General features: G+C 64.5%; 21 protein-coding genes and 1 pseudogene. 9 read left to right on the plus strand and 13 right to left on the minus strand.

Annotated elements, in window-relative coordinates; all coding sequences use genetic code 11:
* Nucleotides 1–2 precede the first annotated feature (2 nt).
* The 6 genes from AAG813_RS08165 to AAG813_RS08190 all read right to left on the minus strand — a co-directional run bounded on the left by AAG813_RS08165 (nt 3) and on the right by AAG813_RS08190 (nt 6,128).
* Nucleotides 3–296, minus strand: a complete 294-nt coding sequence (locus AAG813_RS08165) for a DUF4148 domain-containing protein (RefSeq protein WP_341913734.1) — start codon at nt 294–296, stop codon at nt 3–5.
* Between the two features lie 495 nt (nt 297–791).
* Nucleotides 792–3,287, minus strand: coding sequence for an EAL domain-containing protein (locus AAG813_RS08170; protein WP_341913736.1), 2,496 nt, complete (start codon nt 3,285–3,287; stop codon nt 792–794).
* Between the two features lie 51 nt (nt 3,288–3,338).
* Nucleotides 3,339–3,668, minus strand: a complete 330-nt coding sequence (locus AAG813_RS08175; protein ID WP_341913738.1) for a hypothetical protein — start codon at nt 3,666–3,668, stop codon at nt 3,339–3,341.
* A gap of 306 nt (nt 3,669–3,974) precedes the next feature.
* Nucleotides 3,975–4,667, minus strand: a complete 693-nt coding sequence (locus AAG813_RS08180) for a Crp/Fnr family transcriptional regulator (RefSeq protein WP_341913741.1) — start codon at nt 4,665–4,667, stop codon at nt 3,975–3,977.
* Nucleotides 4,668–4,814: 147 nt separating this feature from the next.
* On the minus strand, nt 4,815–5,531 hold the full coding sequence (locus AAG813_RS08185) for a Crp/Fnr family transcriptional regulator (RefSeq protein WP_341913743.1): 717 nt from the start codon (nt 5,529–5,531) through the stop codon (nt 4,815–4,817).
* 153 nt (nt 5,532–5,684) lie between these two features.
* Nucleotides 5,685–6,128: a response regulator gene (locus AAG813_RS08190; RefSeq protein ID WP_341913745.1), complete on the minus strand. Its 444-nt coding sequence runs from the start codon at nt 6,126–6,128 to the stop codon at nt 5,685–5,687.
* Between the two features lie 351 nt (nt 6,129–6,479).
* Between AAG813_RS08190 and AAG813_RS08195 the strand changes: the two genes are divergently transcribed.
* The 7 genes from AAG813_RS08195 (at nt 6,480) to AAG813_RS08225 (ending at nt 13,285) form a co-directional block, all read left to right on the plus strand.
* On the plus strand, nt 6,480–6,773 hold the full coding sequence (locus AAG813_RS08195; RefSeq protein ID WP_341913747.1) for an RNA-binding protein: 294 nt from the start codon (nt 6,480–6,482) through the stop codon (nt 6,771–6,773).
* 105 nt (nt 6,774–6,878) lie between these two features.
* Nucleotides 6,879–7,994: a UDP-N-acetylglucosamine 2-epimerase (non-hydrolyzing) gene (wecB, locus tag AAG813_RS08200; RefSeq protein WP_341913749.1), complete on the plus strand. Its 1,116-nt coding sequence runs from the start codon at nt 6,879–6,881 to the stop codon at nt 7,992–7,994.
* A 47-nt stretch (nt 7,995–8,041) separates the two neighbouring features.
* The gene (locus tag AAG813_RS08205; protein ID WP_341913751.1) at nt 8,042–9,487 is read left to right on the plus strand and encodes a glycosyltransferase family 2 protein; all 1,446 of its coding nucleotides are present in this window, start codon (nt 8,042–8,044) and stop codon (nt 9,485–9,487) included.
* Entirely contained in the window at nt 9,488–10,540 is a 1,053-nt protein-coding gene (locus AAG813_RS08210; RefSeq protein WP_341913753.1) for a polymer-forming cytoskeletal protein, read from the plus strand.
* Nucleotides 10,537–11,523, plus strand: a complete 987-nt coding sequence (locus tag AAG813_RS08215) for a hypothetical protein (protein WP_341913756.1) — start codon at nt 10,537–10,539, stop codon at nt 11,521–11,523. The genes AAG813_RS08210 and AAG813_RS08215 overlap by 4 nt, the downstream gene beginning before the upstream one ends.
* Before the next feature lie 70 nt (nt 11,524–11,593).
* On the plus strand, nt 11,594–12,436 hold the full coding sequence (locus AAG813_RS08220; RefSeq protein WP_341913758.1) for a YaiO family outer membrane beta-barrel protein: 843 nt from the start codon (nt 11,594–11,596) through the stop codon (nt 12,434–12,436).
* 9 nt (nt 12,437–12,445) lie between these two features.
* Complete coding sequence (locus tag AAG813_RS08225; protein ID WP_341913760.1) at nt 12,446–13,285, plus strand: hypothetical protein; 840 nt, start codon at nt 12,446–12,448, stop codon at nt 13,283–13,285.
* Between the two features lie 4 nt (nt 13,286–13,289).
* On the opposite strand, the gene AAG813_RS08230 is transcribed toward AAG813_RS08225, so the two are convergent.
* Both AAG813_RS08230 and AAG813_RS08235 read right to left on the minus strand, forming a co-directional pair.
* Nucleotides 13,290–13,739, minus strand: a complete 450-nt coding sequence (locus tag AAG813_RS08230; protein ID WP_341913762.1) for a hypothetical protein — start codon at nt 13,737–13,739, stop codon at nt 13,290–13,292.
* A 63-nt stretch (nt 13,740–13,802) separates the two neighbouring features.
* A complete protein-coding gene (locus AAG813_RS08235; RefSeq protein WP_341913765.1) occupies nt 13,803–14,114 on the minus strand; it encodes a hypothetical protein in 312 nt (103 codons plus the stop codon).
* Between the two features lie 141 nt (nt 14,115–14,255).
* Here AAG813_RS08235 and AAG813_RS08240 point away from each other — a divergent pair, with 141 nt between their 5' ends.
* Entirely contained in the window at nt 14,256–14,810 is a 555-nt protein-coding gene (locus AAG813_RS08240; RefSeq protein WP_341913767.1) for a polymer-forming cytoskeletal protein, read from the plus strand.
* Nucleotides 14,811–15,146: 336 nt separating this feature from the next.
* A pseudogene (locus AAG813_RS08245) lies at nt 15,147–16,982 on the plus strand (carboxyl transferase domain-containing protein); the annotation flags it as partial.
* A gap of 4 nt (nt 16,983–16,986) precedes the next feature.
* Here AAG813_RS08245 and AAG813_RS08250 read toward each other — a convergent pair.
* The 5 genes from AAG813_RS08250 to purU form a co-directional block, all read right to left on the minus strand.
* On the minus strand, nt 16,987–17,712 hold the full coding sequence (locus tag AAG813_RS08250) for an LrgB family protein (protein WP_341913769.1): 726 nt from the start codon (nt 17,710–17,712) through the stop codon (nt 16,987–16,989).
* Entirely contained in the window at nt 17,696–18,049 is a 354-nt protein-coding gene (locus AAG813_RS08255) for a CidA/LrgA family protein (protein WP_341913771.1), read from the minus strand. The genes AAG813_RS08250 and AAG813_RS08255 overlap by 17 nt, the downstream gene beginning before the upstream one ends.
* 2 nt (nt 18,050–18,051) lie before the next feature.
* The gene (locus AAG813_RS08260) at nt 18,052–19,554 is read right to left on the minus strand and encodes an FAD-linked oxidase C-terminal domain-containing protein (RefSeq protein ID WP_341913773.1); all 1,503 of its coding nucleotides are present in this window, start codon (nt 19,552–19,554) and stop codon (nt 18,052–18,054) included.
* A 187-nt stretch (nt 19,555–19,741) separates the two neighbouring features.
* A complete protein-coding gene (locus AAG813_RS08265) occupies nt 19,742–20,626 on the minus strand; it encodes a LysR substrate-binding domain-containing protein (RefSeq protein WP_341913775.1) in 885 nt (294 codons plus the stop codon).
* Nucleotides 20,627–20,632: 6 nt separating this feature from the next.
* Nucleotides 20,633–21,505, minus strand: a complete 873-nt coding sequence (gene purU / locus AAG813_RS08270; RefSeq protein ID WP_341913777.1) for a formyltetrahydrofolate deformylase — start codon at nt 21,503–21,505, stop codon at nt 20,633–20,635.
* Nucleotides 21,506–21,545 lie beyond the last annotated feature (40 nt).

A 21,545-nucleotide genomic window follows, 5' to 3' on the forward strand; every position in this document is an offset into this window, starting at 1 on the left:
CATTACATGTAGCTGGCTTCGCCGCGTGGGATCTGGCCCAGACGGACAGCGTCGGCCGCTTGTGCACGCACGGTGGCGCGGTCGGTCGAAGACTGCACGGTGGCTGCCACGCGGGAGCCGGCAGGCTCCTGGCTGTGGGTTTTCACTTTGCTGGCGGCTTCGGCGCGCACTTCAGCCACGGAGCGGGTCGAGTTGAACTGGACGGCAAACTGCGAACCGTCGGCTTCGTCAGCGTGGGCGCCGAAAGAGGCAACAGTGGCAAGAGCGGCAACAGCGAAGAATTTGGATGCGTTCATGATGAAATTTCCTTGAGAGAGAGTTAATAAACATTTCCGGGCATGGCGGGCTCATTGATTCCGTCTGTCCAGCCTCGGTGAGTCGTTTATTGGTTGCGGCTCATCGATGTATGAACTTTACTATTGCTAATAACAAAGAAAAATAGCATTAACGGCAATTTAAAATTGCTGATTAAGAAACAATTGGGGCTTGAATTGTCTCTGCAACGTCCGGGGGCCGTTCCGGCTGGAGTGCTTTGACGTCTCGGTTTTGCGTACCGGCAGCGCGTCTGCGCAAACGCGGGGACTCGATATCGACACCGCACGCGACATGCTGTTGCGGGGTTAATGAACTTGGGGCAGCGCCTGTCCAGGCCTTGATCCGGGAGCCCGCCGTCCATGCTTCACCCGAACGGGTCTCCATTCATTTATTCAAGACCAAAGTGCCTGCGGCCCAGATGGGGGATGTGCAACTAGCTATTGATTCAATAGCAACTCGACGGCCCGCGGCGTCTCTCAGCAGCCCGTCGCGCCCTCCGGCGGCTTGGCCATGCCCTGCATGAACACCTCGAGTTCGTCGATCGGCAGCGGCTTGCAGAACAGGTAGCCCTGGAAGCAGTGACAGCCGTGCCGGGCCAGGAAGTCGCGCTGGGCTTCGGTCTCCACGCCCTCGGCCATCACGCCCAGCCCCAGGCTTTGCGCCAGGCCAATGATGGTGCGCGCAATCGCCGCGTCGTTGGGGTCGGTCAGCACGTCCTTCACAAACGCGCGGTCGATCTTGAGCTGGTCCAGCGGCAGGTGTTTCAGGTAGGACAGCGCCGAGTAGCCGATGCCGAAGTCGTCGATGGACAGCGTCACGCCGGCGTTCTGGAGGATGCCCATCTTGGCAATCGTCACGTCCATGTCGCTGGCCAGCAGGCTTTCGGTCAGCTCCAGCTTGAGCCGGTGCGCGCTGATGCCGGCGCTGGCGATGGCGGCCATGACCTGCTCGACGAACTCGGGGTGGCGGAACTGGCGCACGCTGACGTTGACCGCGATGCTGAACTTTTCGGTGAGCGGACAGGCGGCCCAGCGCGCCAGCTGGGCGCAGGCGGTTTCCAGCACCCACTTGCCCAGTGGCAGGATCAGTCCGCTTTCCTCGGCCTGGGGGATGAAGCTGTCGGGAAACACCAGGCCGCGTTGCGGGTGCTGCCAGCGGACCAGGGCTTCGACGCCCACCATGAAACCCTTGGGGCCCACCTGCGGCTGGTAGTGCAGCACAAATTCCTGGTTGCGCAGGCCCTGGCGCAGCTCGTAGGTGAGCGCCGCGTTGGCTGTGGCCACTGCCTGCATGCCGGGATCGAAAAAGCAGATGGTGTTGCGGCCCGCGGCCTTGGCCTGGTACATCGCCAGGTCAGCCTGCTTGAGCAGATCGCCCACGCTTTTTTCGTGCTGGGTGATCAGCGTGATGCCGATGCTGCAGGTGCCGTCATAGTCGTGGCCCGACAGGTCGCAGGGCTCGCTCAGGGTGGCAAGAATTTTCTGTGCCACGACTTCGGCCTTCTTGCGGGCCAGGGTCGGGTCGTCGCCCAGGTCTTCGAGCAGCACCACAAATTCATCACCACCCAGGCGGCCCACGGTGTCGCGCAGCCGCACGCAGCTGTTCAGGCGCGCCGCCACCTTCTGCAACAGCAGGTCGCCGGTGGCATGGCCGCGCGTGTCGTTGAGCACCTTGAAGTTGTCGAGGTCGATGAACATCAGCGCCCCGGTTTTGTCGGGGTTGCCGGTGTGGGACAGTGCCGTGCGCAGGCTGTCCATCAGCAGCTGGCGGTTCGGCAGTTGGGTCAGCGTGTCGTAAAACGCCAGATGCTCGATTTCTTCCTCGGCGGCCTTGCGCTCGGTGATGTCGCGCGCCACGGCCACCCAGTGCGTCAGGCCCCGGCTGAAATAGTCCACAGGCACGATGTCGAGCTCCAGCCAGAACTGCTCGCCGTTTTTCTTGTAGTTGATGAGTTCCGCGCGCACCGGCTGCGCTTGCGCCAGCGCCAGCCGGATGCGGTCCAGCTCGGTGCGCTGCGTACGCTGCCCCTGCAACATGCGCGGCGTCTGGCCCAGCACTTCGGCCGGGCTGTAGCCGGTTTGCCGCTCGAAGGCATCGTTCACAAACACGATGCGCGGGCCGGGTGCATCGATCGGGCCGGCTTCAGTGATCATCACGATGTCGTTCAGGTGCGCGATGCTGGTTTGCAGCAGCAGCAACTGCTCCTGCGCCTGGCGCCTGTCACTGACATCGCGCAGGTACACGGCCACCCCTTCTTTAAACGGGTAGGCGCGCAGCTCCAGCCAACGGTCGGGAAGGGCGCAGAAGACCTCGAACTCGCGACTGTCGCCGCTGGCAAGCATCTCCAGGATTTCCTGGTGCACCCGGCTGGTGGCGTTGCCGTCCAGCGCTTCCCAAAGCGTCTGGCCCAGCAGCGCCGTGCCCGGGGCGCGCAGCAGGCGCTCGCCCTCGCGGTTGACATAGGTCAGCCGGCCCTCGCGGTCCAGCGTGGCAAAGGCGTCGTTGATGCTTGCCAGCGTGGTGGCCAGCCGCATGGTCAGGCTTTCGCTTTCCTGCTCGGCGCGTTTTCGGGTCGTGAGGTCTTTCAGCACGCCGACCAGCTGCACGATGGCGCCCGAGGCATCGCGCAAGGCCTCGCCCAGCGAGCGCATCCACAGCCGCTGGCCGCGCCCGGTAATGACCTCCACCTCTTCGTCAAACGCCGTGCCGTCCGCGAGGCAGCGCTCCAGGGCCGCGGCCATGCAGTCGCGCGACTCGGGTGCGAAGATGTCCAGCGCATTGGCCCAGGTGGGTGCCTGCGCTGGCGTCATTTCCAGCATGGCGGCCAGCTGCGCCGTCCAGGTCAGCTGGTGCGACGGCAGCGCCAGCATCCACGCACCCGCACCGGTGGTCCGCTCCAGCAGCGCAAGCGGGCCGCGCGGCGACAGGGCGGCGTTCGGCGCGCTGGGGTTGGACGTCAGGATCGGGGTCATGATGACCACCCTAACAGACGCAGGGCCGGCCCGGGCTTCGCAAAGCGCCCGTCAGGGTGTCGGACGCTGGCTGCGTTCCTCTTTCAGCGCGTCGTGCAGACGGTCCAGCGAACGGGCGCAGTCAAGCACGACGGCCTGCACCAGGCTGGCCGACAGCGCGGCCGAATGGGCGGGCACCTCGGGCAGGTCGCCTAGCCGCTCGCCCACGATCCTGCGCAGCGTGGTGGTCACCGCCTCAAACAGCACATCCCAGTCCTCGACCCCGATGGCCAGGTGCGCGTCATACGGTGCATGAGGCGGGGTTGCCTCAGGGTGGGTGCCGAGCCCGTTCTGGCGCGACACCGGAGTCGCTGGCGCATCGGGCCGGGATGCCGGGGCCACGCCATGCACTCCAGCGGCCGGCCCTGGCGTAAGGTGATGGGAAGAGGGCGACGTCATGGGGCGGCCTCCTGGGGACGGTGTGGGCACGTGGCGGCCATGTCAGGCAGTGTGTGTAGTTATGCTGCCGGTTGTAAATGACTTTTTTACTATCGTCTGTGCGTTACCGAACGGATGGGCGGGCCGCGTGGTGGTTCGACGGCGCGGTGCGTCCTGGCCTCCATGCTGCCCAGTAAGCGCCGGTCCCTCCGAGTCTGTCGAAGAGAGCTTCGCCAAGCTCAGGCCGAACGGTTGCCGGCCAGCAGGCGTTCAGCCCAGCAAGTCGGCGTAGGTCAGGCGGTCGGCAGCGTAACAGCTGCAGGCGGCCGCCTCCAGCCCCTTGCGGTCCAGCACGGTGAGTTCGCCCCGGTGGTACTCGATCAGGCCGCGCTTTTGCAGGGCGCTGGCGGCGGCCGTGATGCCGACGCGGCGCATGCCCAGCATGTAGGCGAGAAACTCGTGTGTGACATGAAAGCTGTCGGAGTGGGCGCGGTCCTGGCTCATCAGCAGCCAGCGCGCCAGGCGCTGGCCGGTCAGGTGAAAACGCAGACAGCCGGCAGACCCGGCCTGTTGCGCCATCAGCACGTAAATGTACCGATTCAGACCGCGTTGCAGTGCCGTGCTGCGCGCCAGTTCGCGCTTGAAGGCGACCGCGCCGATGCGCCAGGCGCCACCGGCGCCCTGTACCAGCGCACGCCAGGGCGCCGTGGCGACACCCAGCGCCAGCTGCGCACCCAGCATGCCTTCGCGCCCTATCATGCCCACCTCCACGCCCGAACTGCCATCGACCGGCGTGACCAGCGAGATAAAGCCCTGGGTGGGAAAGTACACATGGCGGACCGGCTGGCCGGGTTCGCACAGGACGCCGGACAGCGTCAGGTCGACGGGTTCACAAGCGGCCAGCAGGCGCGCGCGGTCCAGGCGGGGAAGACGTGCAAGGATGTGGTTCTGGACTGCGGACAAGCGGCTCTCCGGTGGATGGCGGCTTGCCGCGGGGGCAATTAAAAGGCCGCGCCGCTGTCAGATACAAATTCCAGGCGGCGCCCCAGTATGCGCTAGAAAATCTATCCACCCCGGCCAGGGGCTGCGGCGCGGGCAGACGGCAGGGGGTCAGATCGCCATATTTTCCGGAAGCAGCCGGTCGTATTCCTTCTTGACCACGGCATAACACTCGCAGGTGCGTTTTTCCAGCCCGGGACGGTCCAGCACCGTGATGCGGCCGCGCGAGTAACGGATCATCCCGAGGTTTTGCAGCTTGGTCGCGCCCTCGTTCACGCCTTCGCGGCGCACACCGAGCATGTTGGCAATCAGCTCCTGCGTCATCACCAGCTCGTTGCCCTGCAACCGGTCCAGGCTCAGCAGCAGCCAGCGGCACAGCTGCTGGTCCAGGGAGTGGTGGCGGTTGCAGGCGGCGGTTTGCGCCATCTGTGTGATCAGCGCCTGGGTGTAGCGCAGCAGCAGGTGCAACACCGGCGCATGCTTGAACTCTTCCTTGATGACATTCGCCGGGAGCCGGAAGCCCTCGCCAGCGCTTTGCACCACACCCCGGCTGGGCGTCGATTCGCCGCCCATGAACAGCGAGATGCCGACCACGCCTTCGTGGCCGACCACGGCGATTTCGGCCGAGGCGCCGTTTTCCATCACATACAGCAGCGAAACGATGGAAGTGGTCGGGAAGTACACATGGCTCAGCGTGCTGCCCGATTCATACACCACCTGGCCCAGCGGCATGTCGACCCGTTCGAGTTGCGGCAACCAGCGCTGGAATTCGGCGTCTGGCAGGGCTGCGAGCAACTCGTTTTTTCGGGGATCGGGGGAAACGGCCATCAACAAAGCTCCGAAGCGGTAACTGGCTTCGAAGGGTGCCTCTGACAGAGGGGTCGTGCCAGTTCGCCATCGTAGGCCGTTTTAGGTACTTTGTATGTACGCTATCGCACAAACCGATGGACGGCCTGTCAGCGCAAGCGACGGCAGGTTTCCTCAGCGGGGCGTGACCTGAGCGTGCTGCGCAATGGCTTCACGTTGCGCCGCCTGCACATCGTCCGTGAGGATGTTGGCTGTTTGTTCGGCGCAGTAGGCAAACAGGGCATCAAGCTCGGTGGTCTTGTCAAACACCGCGTCGGCGCCGAGTTCGGCCACGCGCCGGCGGACTTCGGGTGTGGCGTAGTTGGTGAGCACCACCACCTTCTGGTAGGACTCGCGCTGGCGGCAGCCGGCCAGCACGCCCAGACCGCTGCCCTCCTTGAGGAAAAGATCCACGATGGCCAGGTGCCAGGCGCCGTCATGCAGCGTCAGCCAGCGGCTGGCTTCGGCCTGGGTGGCGGCGTGCGCCACGACCTTGACATGAGCGATCTCCTCCAGGGTGTCGATCAGGTTGTCCCGAATGATCTGGTTGTCTTCGGCGAGGTAGGTGATGAGTGCCATAGGGGTTGACCGGTGAGGGGTTGGACCGCTCGCCGGGCGGTGAATGAAGCGGCTTCTTTCATGAGGCGCCGGGAAATGGAAAAAAATGCCGTCCGCCGGCGCGCGGGGCTGTAGGACGGCGCGGCGAGCGTGCGCTGACGTCTGCAGCCCGGTCTGCGGCCCGCGTCGGTTGGTGAATGCGCAGGTATTTGGAGCTGCATGTGTGTGCCATCGCACAGAAGGACCGGCGCAGCGTCCTACAGTCACGGGAGGGTTTTCCTCAGGTACCTGGCTGTTCGCGCTTTTTATATTGGTGAGAACTTAAGTTAACACCTGTTCCAGAGGGCAAGAGAACTCGGAACCCCAAGACCCATGCACACCCAATTTGATCTGCTCAAGAACTTTCCCGATATCGGCTCGTTGCGACCCGCGCTTCACTCGCTGTGTTCGCGGTATGGCTCCGTCGCCCGGCTGGACATCCTGGCGGCCAGCCAGGCAGGCAAGCGGCAGGCCCTGTGTTTTCTGCGCATGGATTCGGCCGCGCAGGAGCAGCAACTCATGCGCGAGCTCGGGGTGGGACGTTTTGGCGGCGACCTGGTCGTGATTGTTGACCTGCTGACCCCCGGCGGCATGACGGGCCACGGGGCGAACGCGCAACTGGCGTGACCCATGGCGGTGAACTGCCGGTTCACCCGACTTCCTTCTTCGGCCCCTGCACCACCTGAGTGCGGGACTCGTAGCCGCTTTTTTCCCTCTTTCTGAAAAGCATTCATGCCAAACATTCTCATCGTCTCGGGCACACGCCCTGAAATCATCAAGCTGGCACCGGTCTACCACGCGCTGCGCGCGACGGACTGGGCGCGTGTGCAGTGGCTGCACACGGGCCAGCATGGCGACATGGCAAGCCAGATTTTCGAATGTTTCGATGTCACGCCCGATATCTCGCTGGCGCGTGGCGGCAGCAGCCTGCTGGACTTCAGCATGGGATGCCGGCAGCAGCTTGACGCGGTGGTGACCGGGCAGGACTGGTCGCTGGTCATCGTGCAGGGCGACACCGAGAGCGCTTTCCAGGGTGCGCTCGCCGCCTTCTACAACCGCGTCCCGCTGGCGCATGTGGAGGCCGGGCTGCGTACCTACAACCTGGCACGGCCTTTTCCCGAAGAGGGCCTGCGGCAGATGATCAGCCGCCTGACGCGGTTTCACTTTGCGCCCACCCAGCGCGCGCTGGTGGCGCTGCAGACCGAGGGCATTGCCGACGAGTTCATTCACCTCACCGGCAACACCGTGATTGATGCGCAGCAATGGACCTGTGCCCACCGCGGCGTCAAGCGCACGAGCGCGGGCCGCGGCCACCTGCTGGTGACCGTGCACCGGCGCGAGAACTGGGGCAACGACGTGGAAGAAATCTGCCACGCCATTGCAGACATTGCGCGCCAGCAGCCGGACCTGCAGGTGCTGTTTCCGGTCCACCTCAACCCCGTGATCCAGGGCCCGGTCAATGCCCTGCTGGGTGACATCACCAACGTGACCTTGACGCAACCGCTGGACTACACCGGCATGCAGCAGGCGCTGGCCGATGCGTGGATGGTGCTGACCGACTCCGGCGGCCTGCAGGAAGAAGCCCCGACCTTCGGCGTGCCCGTGCTGGTGCTGCGCGATGAGACCGAGCGGCCCGAAGCGATTGAAGCGGGCTGCGCCCTGCTGATCGGCGCGACACGCAGCGCCATCGTCTCTGAAGTCACCCGGCTTTCGAAGGACACCGAGGCCTACACGCGGATGGCGCAGGCCGGCAATCCGTTTGGCGACGGCACGGCCTCCGCGCAGATCGTGGCGGTGCTCCAGCGCAGCCTGGCGGATGCGCCCGCGGCCGTCCCCGCGCTGGCGTGAGCGAACCCCTTCTCCCTGTAACGACTGGACTGACTGGAGCCCTGCCCATGCTGCCTTCCTTTTCCTCCTCGGCTTGCGGCCTTTGCGCCGAACGCCCTGTGCACGCCACCCGGCGGCAGATCCAGCTCCCTGTTGCGCTTGCCCTTGCGGCTACCGCCTTCATGGGGGCAGGACCGGCCCTGGCACAAGCCCAGGTGACGGGTGCGCTGATTCCCTCGTTCAAGGACTACCCGGTCGCTGCCGTCATGGCCTCGCTGCTTTTCCTGATCGTGGTGGCCATGATGATTTACGGCGTGCGCCACTTCATGTTCACGATGAACCGGCTGACCGGCGTGCAGCGCCACCCCTACATCGACATTGCCGTGGCGCGCTGGCCGATGATCACCGTCTTCATTGCGGCGCACAACGAGGAAAAGGTTATCGCCGGCTGCATCGAGGCGCTGCTCAATACCGACTATCCGGCGGACCGGCTCAAGATCATTCCCGTCAATGACCGGTCCAAGGACGGCACGGGCGAGATCATCGACGGTTATGTGGCGCGTTTCCCCTCGCGCATTTCACCGTTTCACCGCACGACCGGAAAGGCTGGTAAATCGGCCGCACTGAAGGACGCCCTGCATTTTGCAGAAGGCGACATTGCCATCATTTTCGACGCCGACTACGTGCCCGGCCGCGGCCTGCTCAAGCAGCTGGTGGCGCCGTTTTTTGACCCGGAGATCGGCGCCGTGATGGGACGTGTGGTGCCCGTCAACAGCGGTGCCAACCTGCTGACCCGCATGCTGGACCTGGAGCGCTCAGGCGGCTACCAGGTGGACCAGCAGGCGCGCATGAACCTGAACCTGCTGCCGCAGTACGGCGGCACCGTGGGCGGCGTGCGCCTGTCGGCGGTCGAGGCCGTGGGCGGCTGGCACGACGACACGCTGGCCGAAGACACCGACATCACCTTCCGGCTCATGCTCAATGGCTGGAAGACGGTCTACACCAACCGCTCGGAATGTTATGAAGAAGTGCCCGAGGAGTGGGCCGTGCGCATCAAGCAGGTGACGCGCTGGGCCAAGGGCCACAACCAGGTGATGAGCCGCTACTGGTGGAAGTTTGCCACCAGCTCCTACCTGACGCCGGCGCAGCGCATTGACGGCCTGCTGCTTCTGTTCGTGTTTGTCATCCCGCTGGTCATGCTGGCCGGCTGGGGACTGGCGCTGGGACTGTATTTCCTCAATGCAGGCTCGCTGCTGTCGTCGCTGATTCCCATTTTTGCGCTGATGATCTACGGCACATTGGGCAACTTCGCCGCATTTTTTGAAATCGTGGTCGCTGTGCTGATTGACGGCAACCGGCGGCGGTTGAGGCTGCTGCCTTTCAACATGCTGGGTTTCCTGGTCAGTCTGTTTGCCATTTCTGGCGCTGTCTGGAGCCTGCTGCTCGACCGGATTTTCAAACGCGAGATGGTGTGGGACAAAACCATCCGCTACCGAACCAAGGCTGCTGAATAAATGACTCAAAATTACATCACCTACACCGCGTTCGCGCTGGTCTGCCTGCTGCTGCTGACGCTGCCTTTTGTGCCTGCATTCCGGGAATGGCTGCGGCCCACGGACTTCGCCGCCTTGCCGATTTCGGCCAACTACACCACCGACATTGACCACTTTGCGCGCCGCCTGCACGCCGATGTGTCGGCCAGGCTCGGACTGGGTGAGCACACCGGGTATGAGGAGTTCGAATTTGTCGGCGATCCGGCGTCCGCTGCTGGCACCGACCTGGACTGGCGCAAGGCGGACAAGCGGCTGATCGCACGCAGCAGCATTGCCAGCCCTTCCCCGATCCGCAGTGCGCAGCCGGTGTACGTGCAGGGAAGCCTGCGCGGTGGTGCTGAGTCCACGTTTCCGGCGCTGTATGCCACCGGTGACATTACCCTGGGTGAACACAGCACGGTGGATGACTGGGCCCATGCCGACGGCGTGCTGCGCATGGGGCCGCGCAGTGTGGCCCTGCGGCGGGTGTCGGCGGGCGGTGCGATTGAACTCGGCAACGAGACCTGGTTTGAGCGCCTGAATGCGCCTGCCTTGCGTTTTGGCACGCGTGTCAGCGATGTGCTGCCACCCACGGGTGCCGAGCAGACGCCGGCCAGTTATGCCGATCTGCCAGGCGCGGTTCAGCAAACGCCCCTGCTTTTCCTGATCCGGGGTGACTGCGCGCTGCCGCCCGCCAGCATCTACCGCGGATCGCTGGTCGTGACGGGTTTTCTGACCATTGGGGCGGCGACCACCATCATCGGCGACATCAAGGCGCGCGAAGGGGTGAGCATCGGCCACCGCGCCAGCGTGCAGGGTGCGGTGACCTGCGAAAAGCGTGTCTACGTTTACAAGGATGCCCAGGCCTGGGGGCCAGTCGTTTCCGAGAGCGACATCCTGATCGGGGCCAGCGCGCTGGTGGGTTTGCCTGAAGCGCCCACCACCATCACCGCCCGCAACATCATCGTGGAAGACGGGGCGGTGGTGCATGGCACCGTGTGGGCGCGCGAGATCGGCATGGTGAAACAGGCATGAGGCTCAAACAACTATTGACGGTCTGTGCGCTGGGCGCATCGATGCTGACTCAGGCCGGATGTGCTGGTGCGGCGCCGCGTCTGGAGCTTGGCGGCTACACCGACGACAGCGGCGCCATCACTGTCTTGCACGGCGGTGATTCGGCAGACCCCTATTTCGCGATGCAGGCCTTGTTGCTGGCGCACGAAAACGGCATGGACATTTCGGTGCCGGCTGAAAAATTTGCCAACTGGCTGGTGCCACGGCAAAAGCCGGACGGCACGTTTGACCGGTTCTGCCGGGGTACCGACAAAAAATGGGTGTCCTGCAAAACGGCCGACGCCGACGACTCCTTGCTGGCGATCTGGATGAAGCTGCTCGAAACCATGCCGGCCAAGCTGGCCAGCAACCCGGTCTGGAGCAAGAGCCACCAGGTCAGCAAGGTGGCGCTGGAGCACCTGTACCAGCCCTCGCGCGGCATCTACATGGTCTCGCCAGTGGTGTTGCACGGCCTGTTCATGGACAACCTGGAAGTCTGGTCACTCAAGGTGCACCTGAAGCAGCCGCAGCAAAGGGCGGCATCGGACAAGCTGGCACGTGCCATCCATGACACGTTCTGGGACCCGGTCAACAAGCGCTTTCTGGTGTCCACCCAGCTGGAGCAGCGTTCGCAGAAGCCGGCGTTTTACCCCGACCATGTGGCGCAGATCTTTCCGCTGCTGTTCGATTTTCCGCTGGTGCCGGGCAACGCGCGCCAGTACTACCGCGACTGGATGGCGGCGTACCGCGGTGAGTGGCTGATCCAGGGTGAAGCCGACTATCCGTGGGGGCTGCTGGCCGTGCTCGCCATGCGCCAGAACGACAAGGCCACGGCCGCCTGCTGGCTGCGCCAGTCCACGCCGCTTCGCCACTCGTCGCGCTGGGCGGTGAGCGACGAAGCGTCCTACCAGATCCTGGTGAGCCGGGGCGTGACGCCTGCGGCGAAGGATGCGAACTGCAAATGAACGGACCGCGCGGCGGTGTGCTGCCCGGGCCGGCGAATGTGATGCAAGATTTTTTTTGGAGTGTATTTTGATGTTCAAGCCTTTTTTCCTGGCGCTGCCCGTGTTGCTGGCCGCTGCCCTGCCGGCAACGGCTCAAACCGTCGCGCCCATGCCAGCCCCGGTGCCGGTCGACAGCTTGGCGGCGCCGGCTGTGCCGGGAAGCAACGACTCCCTGCGCAGCCTGGAGCTCAGCACGGGTGTGCAAAACCTCAGCAATGGCTTTGGCAACTGGCGCGACGTGACCCTGAAGGGGGTCTATGGCGTGGACAAACATGTCCTGCAGGGTGAGTTGTCCGCGCACAAGCGCTTTGGCGAAAACGGTACGTTTCTGGGTCTCAGCGACACCTACACCTTCAATGAAGACTGGTTCGGGTCGGTGGCGTTGGGTGTCGGCGACGGTGCCTTCTATCTGCCGCGTTACCGTGTGGACGGAACGATTTCCCGGAAATTTCTTCCCGGCCGCAATCTGGTGGGCACCGTGGGGGCAGGGTATTACAACGCGCCCGATGGCCACACCGACCGCAGCCTGTCGCTGGGTGCGGCCTACTATTTTGAGGCGCCCTGGATCGTGGAGGGTGGCGTGCGGCTGAACCGCAGCAACCCGGGCTCGGTGGACACGCAGCAGCAGTTTGTGGCGCTGACCTGGGGCCGCCACAAGCAGGATCTGGTGACCGCGCGTTACGGGTGGGGCAGCGAAGGCTATCTCGCCATTGCCGCCAACCGGCAACTGGTCAACTTCGACAGCCGTGAGGCCAGCCTGACCTGGCGCCACTGGTTCAATGCGCGCACCGGCGTGCTGGTCGGCGCCAACCGCTACAGCAACCCGCTGTACCGCCGCAGTGGCGTGAATGTCGGCGTTTTCCACGAATTTTGATCGCACCCCATGAGCTCCAGAACCAAATCCCTGTCGGAACCTGCGCGTGAGCAGGAGCGTCTTTTCAACGCCTCTTTTTCGGCGGCCCGGGAAGCCCGCGCCCAACGGGTTCTGGTGCGCCCGCACCGGTCCATCACGCCGCTGAAGGTCACGCCCTGGTTGCTGGCGCAGGCGCTTGTCCTGCCGCTGATCCTGTGCGCGCTGGTGTATCTGGGAAAACCGCTGCTGTTTGATTTCTGGCGCGATTGCATCCTGTTCTGGTCCGCGGGGCTGGACATGCCTTTCACCCTGACCAACCAGCTCAACGACGCTGGTTACTACGCGATGCAGCTGTCCAGCGGACCGGACGACCGGCCGCTACCGAGCCGAACCATCCTGCTGGTGACGGCGGTTGTGACGCTGGCGGGGCTGGCCTTGTCTCTGCGCATGAAAAACGCGCAACTGCCGCTCAAGTACCCCTTGCGCATTGTTGGCGTCATCCAGCTTGTGACGCTGGTCTATTTCTGGCTCTCGCCAAGCGCTTTTCCCTACAGCATTGCGCGCCACAGTGAAGAACTGATGACCATCGGCTACGTGGTCATGCTGGCCACCCCGGTGATGCTGGCGATGGGGTATTACATCCTGAACCAGAGCCTGTCGATCAAGCTGTTCCACACCGCGCTGATCCTGGGTTTTTTCGCGGTCATGATTCCCCACCAGGTGCTGGCGCAGGCTTTCATCATGCAGCACCTGTCGGTACTGTTCATGCCGGTGCTGTACATCTGCATGGGCGCCGTCTTTGATGCGCTGGTGTTTGTCGCCCTCTACTCGTGGGCGGTCAGCAGCGCGCCGCAGGACGCCACGGTCTGAAGGTTCAATACCGGACGCTGCAGACCTCCAGCGCATTGAGTCCGCGGTCGGTGATGAGGTAGCCGCCTTCGCCGTCGTCTTCCAGAAAGCCGTGTTTTTTCAGGGAAGCGACGGTTTTCAGCCCATGGGCGCGGGTTTTGTGCGGTTGCGGCTGCTTGCGCTCGGTGGGCGGCAGGCCGACGATCCTGAAGCCGTAGCGGGCATCTTCAAGGCACTCGTACTGCTTGTAGGTCAGTATTTTCACCGGCAGGGTGCCGGTGGTGGTGCCGCTCCACTCAAATTCAGGCGGTGCGTAGCTGACCCGGTAGGTGCTGTCGTCCAGCGGGCGGCTGTCTGGCTGCGCCTGCCCAGCGGCAGCCGGGGAAGCTGCGGTCCTGCGTCTCAGGACGCGGTACACCCCCCAGGCGACCAGCCCCAGCACGATCAGCACCATGATCAAGACAGCAAACTCCACGAACTCCCCTTAATTGGCAACTGGTGTAATTATCCGTACAAAGTGCGTTCCGGTCTGGCGTACTCAGCGATCCTGGATCTCGAGCTCGAAGTGGGCATCGCCCATGTAGCGTTCGGCGCCAAAAGCCGCTTGCGTAGCCGCCAGCTCGGCCGCTTCCCACTGTTCGGCCAGCAACTGTTCTGCCGGCGCCAGATCCCAGGGGCGGGTCTGCTCCCCGTGGATCTGCAACAGCCGGAGGTAAGCGCGGTAAACGGGTGGCACCAGGCTGGCATCGCCCAGCGAGGCCTCGAGCGCTGTCCGAAAGCGCTGCGCTGCGCCGGCGCGTTCGGTGTCCGAGACGTCCTCGCTGTGAAAAATCCTGACCGTGTAGTGCATGGCGCAAGTCTACAAGCTCGCACCCGGCGCCGGCACACACGAGCGCAGCGCACCCGGTCATTTCGTTACTCATCTTGCATTAGCAGTGGAGACTTTTCAAAACGCTCTCCGTACCATCGGTTCTTTTTCAAGGAAATCCAGATGGCACTGCAATCCCCGTTCTTTGGCAAGCGCGACAACGAACCTTCCAGCCTGCGTCATGGCAGCCCCAACCCCAATCCTTACGCCAACACGCCAGCGGCAACCAATGTGTCGAACAGCGCGCCCGCTGCCTCTGCCGCTGCGACCGCGACCAGCAGCGCGCCATCTGCCGCCCCGCGCGAGAGCGGCGGCAGCAAGCTGACCGTCGGTCCCAATATCAAGCTCAAAGGCGTCGAGATCACCGACTGCGACACCCTGGTGGTGGAAGGTCTGGTGGAGGCCACGATGGACTCGCGTGTGATGCAGATCTCCGAGCATGGGGAGTTCAAGGGTTCGGCCGAGATCGACATCGCCGAGATCCACGGCGCGTTTGACGGCAACCTGACGGTGCGCCAGAAGCTGGTGATTTATGCGACCGGCAAGGTTACCGGCAAGATCCGTTATGGCAAGCTGGTGATTGAAGAGGGTGGCCAACTCGCTGGCGAGATCCTGTTCGGCGCCGTCGGCAATTCAAAACCCGCACTGGCTGGAAAGCCAGGCCTGCAGGTCGCCTGAGTTTTTTAGGGCCTGTTCACATTATTTATACAAGTGCGAACGTGGTTAAAACAGCGCCAATCTAGGCGCGCGACGACGCTCAGCCTGGGCGGCTGGGCTAGGAGTGCAACGACGAGTGGCGCTGTTTTAACCACGTTCCCTTCGGGTTGCGGCCAAAAAGGCCATGCGCAGCGTTGCAAAGCCTTGCCGGGCTCCAGCCCGGCTGCATTTTGCGCCTCACGCATGGCCTTTTTGACTCGCAACGCATCTTGCATAAATAGTGTGAACAGGCCCTAGACACGCACGCTGTCGCCGAGTTGACGACAGGGGTGCGCCGGGCGGGCGCAAAATGCGCCGATGTCCGCGGTTCACTCCCCCCTACAGGCCCAGGTTGTTCAATGGCAGGTTGAGCCCGGCGCGATCGTTTGCGCCGGCGACCTGCTGGTGATTCTCGAAGCCATGAAAATGGAACACGAGGTGCGTGCGGCCATCGGTGGCCGCCTCGGCGAAATGTTTTTCGCCGCTGGCGAACTGGTGGAGTCGGGCGCGCTGCTCGCGCGCATCGAGCCCGTGGGGGCAACGGTGGCGCAGCCTGATGCATCGACTACTGCGTTCCCCGAAGCATCCTCCCCCGTGTCCGGCCGTTTGCGCGCCGACCTGCAGCGCATGCTGGATCGCCAGGCGCCCACGCAGGACGCCAGCCGGCCCGAAGCGGTGGCCCGGCGCCACGCCCTGGGCCTGCGTACCGCGCGCGAGAACATCACCGACCTGTGCGACGAGGACTCCTTCATGGAGTACGGTACGCTGGCCGTCGCGGCGCAGCGCAGTCGCCGCAGCGAAGAAGACCTGATTGCCAATACGCCCGCTGATGGCATGGTGACCGGCATCGGCAGCATCAACAGTGCCCTGTTCGGCCCGCAGGCGAGCCGTGCCGTGGTGATGGCCTACGACGCTACGGTGCTGGCCGGCACCCAGGGCATGCGCAACCACCAGAAAACCGACCGCATGCTGGGGATCGCGCTGCAGAACAAGCTGCCGGTGGTGCTGTTTGCCGAAGGCGGTGGCGGCCGTCCCGGGGACACCGACATGCCCATCGTCGCTGGCCTGCATGTTGGCACCTTTGCGAGCTTTGCCCGCCTCAATGGCCGGGTACCGGTGATCGGCGTGGCGGCGGGCCGCTGTTTTGCCGGCAATGCGGCCCTGCTGGGCTGCTGCGACGTGATCATTGTCACCCGGGGCAGCAATATCGGCATGGGTGGCCCGGCGATGGTGGAGGGCGGCGGCCTCGGCGTGTTCAAACCCGAACAGATCGGGCCGGCCGGTGTGCAGCATGGCAACGGCGTGATCGACGTGCTGGTGGACGACGAAGCCGAAGCGGTGGCGGCGGCTCGGCACTACCTGTCTTTTTTTCAGGGTACGGTCCAGGCGTTTACTGCGCCGGATACCCTGGCCCTGCGCGAGGTGGTGCCCGAGAACCGTTTGCGCGTGTATGACACCCGCGCGGCGATCGACGGCATCGCCGACGCCGGCAGCGTGCTGGCGCTGCGCACCGGCTTTGGGCAAGGCATTCACACCGCGCTGGCGCGTATCGAGGGCCGGCCCGTGGGCATGCTGGCCAACAACCCGCAACACTTGGGCGGCGCCATCGATGCCGATGCGGCCGACAAGGCCGCGCGTTTCATGCAGCTGTGCAACGCGCATGGCCTGCCGCTGCTCAGCCTGGTGGATACCCCGGGTTTCATGGTCGGGCCGGAGACCGAGGCGCAGGCGCAGGTGCGCCACGTGAGCCGGATGTTCATTGCCGCCGCGCATCTGCGCGTGCCGTTTTTCAGCGTGGTGCTGCGCAAGGGTTACGGCCTGGGCGCCATGGCCATGACGGCCGGCAGTTTTCATGCGCCGGCCTTCAACGTGGCCTGGCCTACCGGCGAGTTCGGCGCCATGGGCCTGGAAGGGGCGGTGAAACTGGGTTACCGCAAGGAGCTGGAGGCGCAGCCCGAAGGTCCGCAGCGCGAGGCCTTGTACGAGACCCTGGTGGCGCAGCAGTATGACAAGGGCAGTGCGCTCAACATGGCGACCACGCTGGAAATCGACGCGGTGATCGACCCGGCGCAAACGCGCGACTGGCTGGTGCGCGGCCTGCAGTCGGCGCCCATCCGGCCCGCGGACGGCGCGCTGGCCATCGATACCTGGTGACGAATTAAAAAAGCCGGAACAGCAGGGGCAGCAGCAAGGAAGCCAGCACCACCTGCAGGCCCAGCGCCAGGCCGGCGTAGGCGCCGGCATCGGCGTTGACCTGCAGCGCACGCGCAGCCCCTATGCCATGTGAGGCGGTGCCCAGCGCAAAGCCGCGCGCCGTCCAGCCGGCCGCATCCAGCGGAATCCCGAAGGCATCAAACAGGTATTTGCCACTCAGCGCACCGACCAGTCCGGTGATGACCGCAAACACCGCCGCCAGCGCCGGGATGCCGCCTATCTTCTCGGCAATACCCATGGCCACCGGGGCGGTGACCGACTTGGGTGCCAGTGACAGCACCACGTCCAGGGGCAGTCCGACGGCCCAGCCCAGCGCCAGTGCCGAGCCGCTGGCGGCGATGCCACCGGCCAGGGCAGCCAGCAGCAGGCGGCCCCAGCGCAGCCGCAACTCGGCGCGGCGCTGCCACAGCGGCCAAGCCAGCGCCACCACGGCCGGCCCGAGCAGGAAGTGGATGAACTGCGCGCCCGCGAAGTAGGTCGGGTAGGACACGCCGGTGGCCAGCAGCACGGCCGCAATCACCAGCACGGTCCAGAGCACGGGATTCGCCCAGGGTGCCTGCTGCAGGCGTGCGTAGATGGCCTGGGCCACGACGTATACCACCAGCGTGGCCGTCAGGCCGAACAGCGGCGTGGCGGAAAGGTAGACCCAGAGCTCAACGAACTTCGGCATTTTTCCGCCACAGGAGATTCAACGTCAGCACCGTGACGGCCAGCCCGATCAGGGTGGACAGGACAATCACCAGTAACATGCGGCCGCCGTACTGGCTCACCAGGCTCAGGTGGGTCATGACGCCGACACCTACCGGCACAAACAGCAGCGAGAGGTGCGTCAGCAAAAAATCCGCGCAGGCCGCCACCGGCTCGCGCACCAGGGGCCAGCGCAGCGCGACCAGCAGCAGCATCATGCCGATGACCGGCCCGGGAAAAGGCAGGGAGAGGCCGCGCGAGAGCAGTTCGCCGATGGATTGCAACAGCAGCAGCCAGGCGAGGCCGCGCAGACCTTGCATGGCTAGAACCGCGGGAGGTCGGGATGCGAGATCTTGCCGCCGCGCACCAGCATTTTTCCGTACTCGGCGCAGCGTTGCAGCGTCGGGATCACCTTGCCGGGGTTGAGCAGACCCAACGGGTCAAACGCGCGTTTGACACCGAACATCTGCTCGTTCTCAGCGGCCGAGAACTGCACACACATGGAGTTGAGTTTTTCCACGCCCACGCCGTGTTCACCGGTCACCGTGCCGCCCATGGCGACGCTGGTTTCCAGGATGTCGGCGCCGAACAGCTCGCAGCGGTGCAACTGGTCGGCGTCGTTGGCGTCGAACAGAATCAGCGGATGCAGGTTGCCGTCACCGGCATGGAACACATTGGCGCAGCGCAGGCCGTACTTGATTTCCATCTGCTGGATCGCCAGCAGGATGTCGGCCAGGCGCTTGCGTGGAATCGTCGAGTCCATGCACATGTAGTCGGGGCTGATGCGGCCGCTGGCCGGAAAGGCGTTCTTGCGCCCGCTCCAGAAGCGCAGGCGCTCGGCCTCGTTCTGGCTGACCGCAATCGCCGTGGCGCCGTGCCGGCGCAACACCTCGCTCATGCGGCCGATTTCCTCCTCGACCTCTTCCGGCGTGCCGTCGCTTTCGCACAGCAAAATCGCCTCGGCCGTCAGGTCGTAACCGGCGTGCACAAAGTCTTCGACCGCCGCGGTCATGGGTTTGTCCATCATCTCCAGCCCGGCCGGAATGATGCCGGCAGCAATCACGGCCGCCACCGCGTCACCGGCCTTGCGCAGGTCGTCGAAGCTGGCCATGATGCAGCGCGCCAGCACGGGTTTGGGCACCAGCTTGACGGTGACCTCGGTGGTGACGGCCAGCATGCCTTCGCTGCCGATGACCACCGACAGCAGGTCGTAACCGGCGCAGTCCAGCGCGTCGCTGCCGAATTCCACCGCCTCGCCTTCGATCGTGAAGCCCCTGACCTTGAGCACGTTGTGCAGGGTCAGGCCGTACTTGAGGCAATGCACGCCACCGGAGTTTTCAGCCACGTTGCCGCCTATGGTGCAGGCGATCTGGCTGGACGGGTCGGGCGCGTAATACAGGCCCAGCGGGGCGGCGGCTTCGCTGATGGCGAGGTTGCGCACACCGCCTTGGACCACCGCGGTGCGGCTGGCCGCGTCCATCTTCAGAATTTTGTTGAACTTGGCCAGCGACAGGGTGACGCCCAGCTTGTGCGGCATGGCGCCGCCGGACAGGCCGGTGCCGGCGCCGCGTGCCACCACGGGGACTTCCAGCGCATGGCAGGTTTTCAGCACGGCCTGCACCTGGGCATAGGTTTCGGGCAGGGCGACCACCAGCGGCCGTTCGCGGTAGGCGGTCAGGCCGTCGCATTCGTAAGGCGTGGTGTCTTCGCTGTTCCAGAGCAGCGCATGCGCCGGCAGCACGGCCTGCAGCGCGGCGACGACCTGGGCCTGGCGTTCGGAGCGTTCCAGCAGCTGCTGCTGCCGGGAGTCGAGAGGAGCGTTCATGGGCGGCCTTCAAGGTGAAACACGGCTTGGCGCCGGGATGAAAGCACTTTAATGCAAAGCGTGCGCGGGCGGCGTGAAGAAAATGAAGGACCTTTGTGAAAACCGGCTAGCTATGAAACTGATAGCTACTAACGCCCGCCCCTTAAGGGCTGGAGGCATAAAACGCATGGAGGAACCAGCGTAACGCTTATGCGACCGATTTTTTCAGCCAGTCGGCAAACGCCGCACATTCCCAGCGGTCCATCATGCCGGTGCGCCAGCACAGGTAGTGGGCGTGCGGGCTGGGCACATTGCGCTCGTACAACCGCACCAGGGAGCCGTGTTCCAGCCATGGTGCGCCCAGCTTGAGGCGCACCAGCGCCACCCCCATGCCGGCGGCGGCGGCGTCGCACATCAGGCCGATGTCGTTGAACTGCGAGCCATCGACCGGCTCGGCCCAGTCCAGGCTGTGGGCCGCAAACCAGGTGCGCCAGGGCTCCAGCGGCGAGCGCAGCAGCGCTTCCCCGTCCAGGTCCTCGGGAACTTCAAAAGGCCCGTGCTCCCGCACATAGGCTGGCGAGGCCAGCGGCGTGACCTCGTCCTTCATCAGGCAGACGTGTTCGAGGTCGGCATAGCGGCCGGTGCCGAAACGCACGATCAGGTCGGCGTCTTCGGCCACCACGTCCAGCAGCGGGATGGACACCTGCAGCGTCAGGTCGATCTCGGGGTAGGCATCGGTGAACTGGCGCAGGCGCGGGATCAGGATGGAGCGGGCAAAGGTCGGCGTAACGGCCAGACGCAGCTTGCGCTTGCCGGGGCTGCCGCTCTGGCCGGCCGTGCCCGGAAATTTTTGCAGCGTCGCCAGGCCCTCGCGCACATGGGCCAGGTATTCGCTGCCTTCGGTGGTCAGCGAAAAGTCGGCCCGGCCGAACAGCTTGGTGCCGATGATCTGTTCGAGCTGCTTGACGCGGTGGCTCACCGCGCTGGGCGTCACGTTCAGCTCTTCCGCGGTCTGGGTGACGCTGCGCAGCCGCGCCAGCGCCTCAAAGGTCAGCAGGCACTGGATGGGCGGAATGCGGGCAGCGGTCGCCATGCCTGGTCACTTGAAGATCACCGTCTTGTGGCCATTGAGCAGCACCCGGTGTTCGCTGTGCCAGAGCACTGCGCGGGCCAGCACCTGGCTTTCGGTGTCGCGCCCCATGGCGGTCAGGGCTTCCACGGTTTTGCTGTGGTCGGCCCGGGCCACGTCCTGCTCGATGATCGGGCCTTCGTCGAGGTCGGCCGTGACGTAGTGCGCGGTGGCGCCTATCAGCTTCACGCCGCGGGCGTGGGCCTGGTAATAAGGTTTGGCGCCCTTGAAGCTGGGCAGAAACGAGTGGTGGATGTTGATGGCCCGGCCGGCCAGCTTTTTGCACAGGTCGTTGCTCAGGATTTGCATGTAACGCGCCAGCACCACCAGTTCGGCGCCTTCGGCCTCGATGATGTCGTACTGCTTCTTTTCGGCTTTTTCCTTGGTCGCTGCGGTGACCGGAATGTGGTGGAAAGGCACGTTGTAGCTGGCTGCCAGCTGGTAAAAATCACGGTGGTTGGAGACGATGGCGCGGATGTCCAGCGGCAGCAGGCCCGACTTCCAGCGAAACAGCAGGTCGTTCAGGCAATGGCCTTCCTTGCTGACCATGAGCACGGTACGCATCGGTTCGGTGGTCTGGTGCAGACCCCAGCGCATGTCGAACAACACCCCCAGCACGCCGACCTGTTCCCTGAGTTCTTCAAAGGGGAGCTGGTCGCAGGTGAAGCTGACACGCATGAAAAACAGGCCGGTCGCGTCGGCCGCCGGGTCGTCGCGCTTGTCGTCGCTGAACTGCGCCGCCTCCAGGATGTTGCCGCCGCGTTCGAACAAAAAGCCGGAAACCGCATGAACAATGCCCGGGCGGTCGGGGCAGGACAGGGTGAGGATATAAGTAGGGCTCATGGGGGATGAATTGTCGCAGGTGGCCGGCCGCCAGGTGCTT

The sequence above is a fragment of the Polaromonas sp. YR568 genome (genome assembly GCF_943371715.1).
In the GTDB taxonomy this organism is placed as follows: Bacteria; Pseudomonadota; Gammaproteobacteria; order Burkholderiales; family Burkholderiaceae_C; genus Polaromonas.

What these genes read in the sequence shown, in the direction of transcription:
- AAG813_RS08165 (WP_341913734.1), bottom strand. Translation starts at nt 296, where the DNA reads ATGAACGCATCCAAATTCTTCGCTGTTGCCGCTCTTGCCACTGTTGCC.
- AAG813_RS08170 (WP_341913736.1), bottom strand. Translation starts at nt 3,287, where the DNA reads ATGACCCCGATCCTGACGTCCAACCCCAGCGCGCCGAACGCCGCCCTG.
- AAG813_RS08185 (WP_341913743.1), bottom strand. Translation starts at nt 5,531, where the DNA reads ATGGCCGTTTCCCCCGATCCCCGAAAAAACGAGTTGCTCGCAGCCCTG.
- AAG813_RS08190 (WP_341913745.1), bottom strand. Translation starts at nt 6,128, where the DNA reads ATGGCACTCATCACCTACCTCGCCGAAGACAACCAGATCATTCGGGAC.
- AAG813_RS08195 (WP_341913747.1), top strand. Translation starts at nt 6,480, where the DNA reads ATGCACACCCAATTTGATCTGCTCAAGAACTTTCCCGATATCGGCTCG.
- wecB (WP_341913749.1), top strand. Translation starts at nt 6,879, where the DNA reads ATGCCAAACATTCTCATCGTCTCGGGCACACGCCCTGAAATCATCAAG.
- AAG813_RS08205 (WP_341913751.1), top strand. Translation starts at nt 8,042, where the DNA reads ATGCTGCCTTCCTTTTCCTCCTCGGCTTGCGGCCTTTGCGCCGAACGC.
- AAG813_RS08210 (WP_341913753.1), top strand. Translation starts at nt 9,488, where the DNA reads ATGACTCAAAATTACATCACCTACACCGCGTTCGCGCTGGTCTGCCTG.
- AAG813_RS08215 (WP_341913756.1), top strand. Translation starts at nt 10,537, where the DNA reads ATGAGGCTCAAACAACTATTGACGGTCTGTGCGCTGGGCGCATCGATG.
- AAG813_RS08220 (WP_341913758.1), top strand. Translation starts at nt 11,594, where the DNA reads ATGTTCAAGCCTTTTTTCCTGGCGCTGCCCGTGTTGCTGGCCGCTGCC.
- AAG813_RS08225 (WP_341913760.1), top strand. Translation starts at nt 12,446, where the DNA reads ATGAGCTCCAGAACCAAATCCCTGTCGGAACCTGCGCGTGAGCAGGAG.
- AAG813_RS08235 (WP_341913765.1), bottom strand. Translation starts at nt 14,114, where the DNA reads ATGCACTACACGGTCAGGATTTTTCACAGCGAGGACGTCTCGGACACC.
- AAG813_RS08240 (WP_341913767.1), top strand. Translation starts at nt 14,256, where the DNA reads ATGGCACTGCAATCCCCGTTCTTTGGCAAGCGCGACAACGAACCTTCC.
- AAG813_RS08250 (WP_341913769.1), bottom strand. Translation starts at nt 17,712, where the DNA reads ATGCCGAAGTTCGTTGAGCTCTGGGTCTACCTTTCCGCCACGCCGCTG.
- AAG813_RS08255 (WP_341913771.1), bottom strand. Translation starts at nt 18,049, where the DNA reads ATGCAAGGTCTGCGCGGCCTCGCCTGGCTGCTGCTGTTGCAATCCATC.
- AAG813_RS08260 (WP_341913773.1), bottom strand. Translation starts at nt 19,554, where the DNA reads ATGAACGCTCCTCTCGACTCCCGGCAGCAGCAGCTGCTGGAACGCTCC.
- AAG813_RS08265 (WP_341913775.1), bottom strand. Translation starts at nt 20,626, where the DNA reads ATGGCGACCGCTGCCCGCATTCCGCCCATCCAGTGCCTGCTGACCTTT.
- purU (WP_341913777.1), bottom strand. Translation starts at nt 21,505, where the DNA reads ATGAGCCCTACTTATATCCTCACCCTGTCCTGCCCCGACCGCCCGGGC.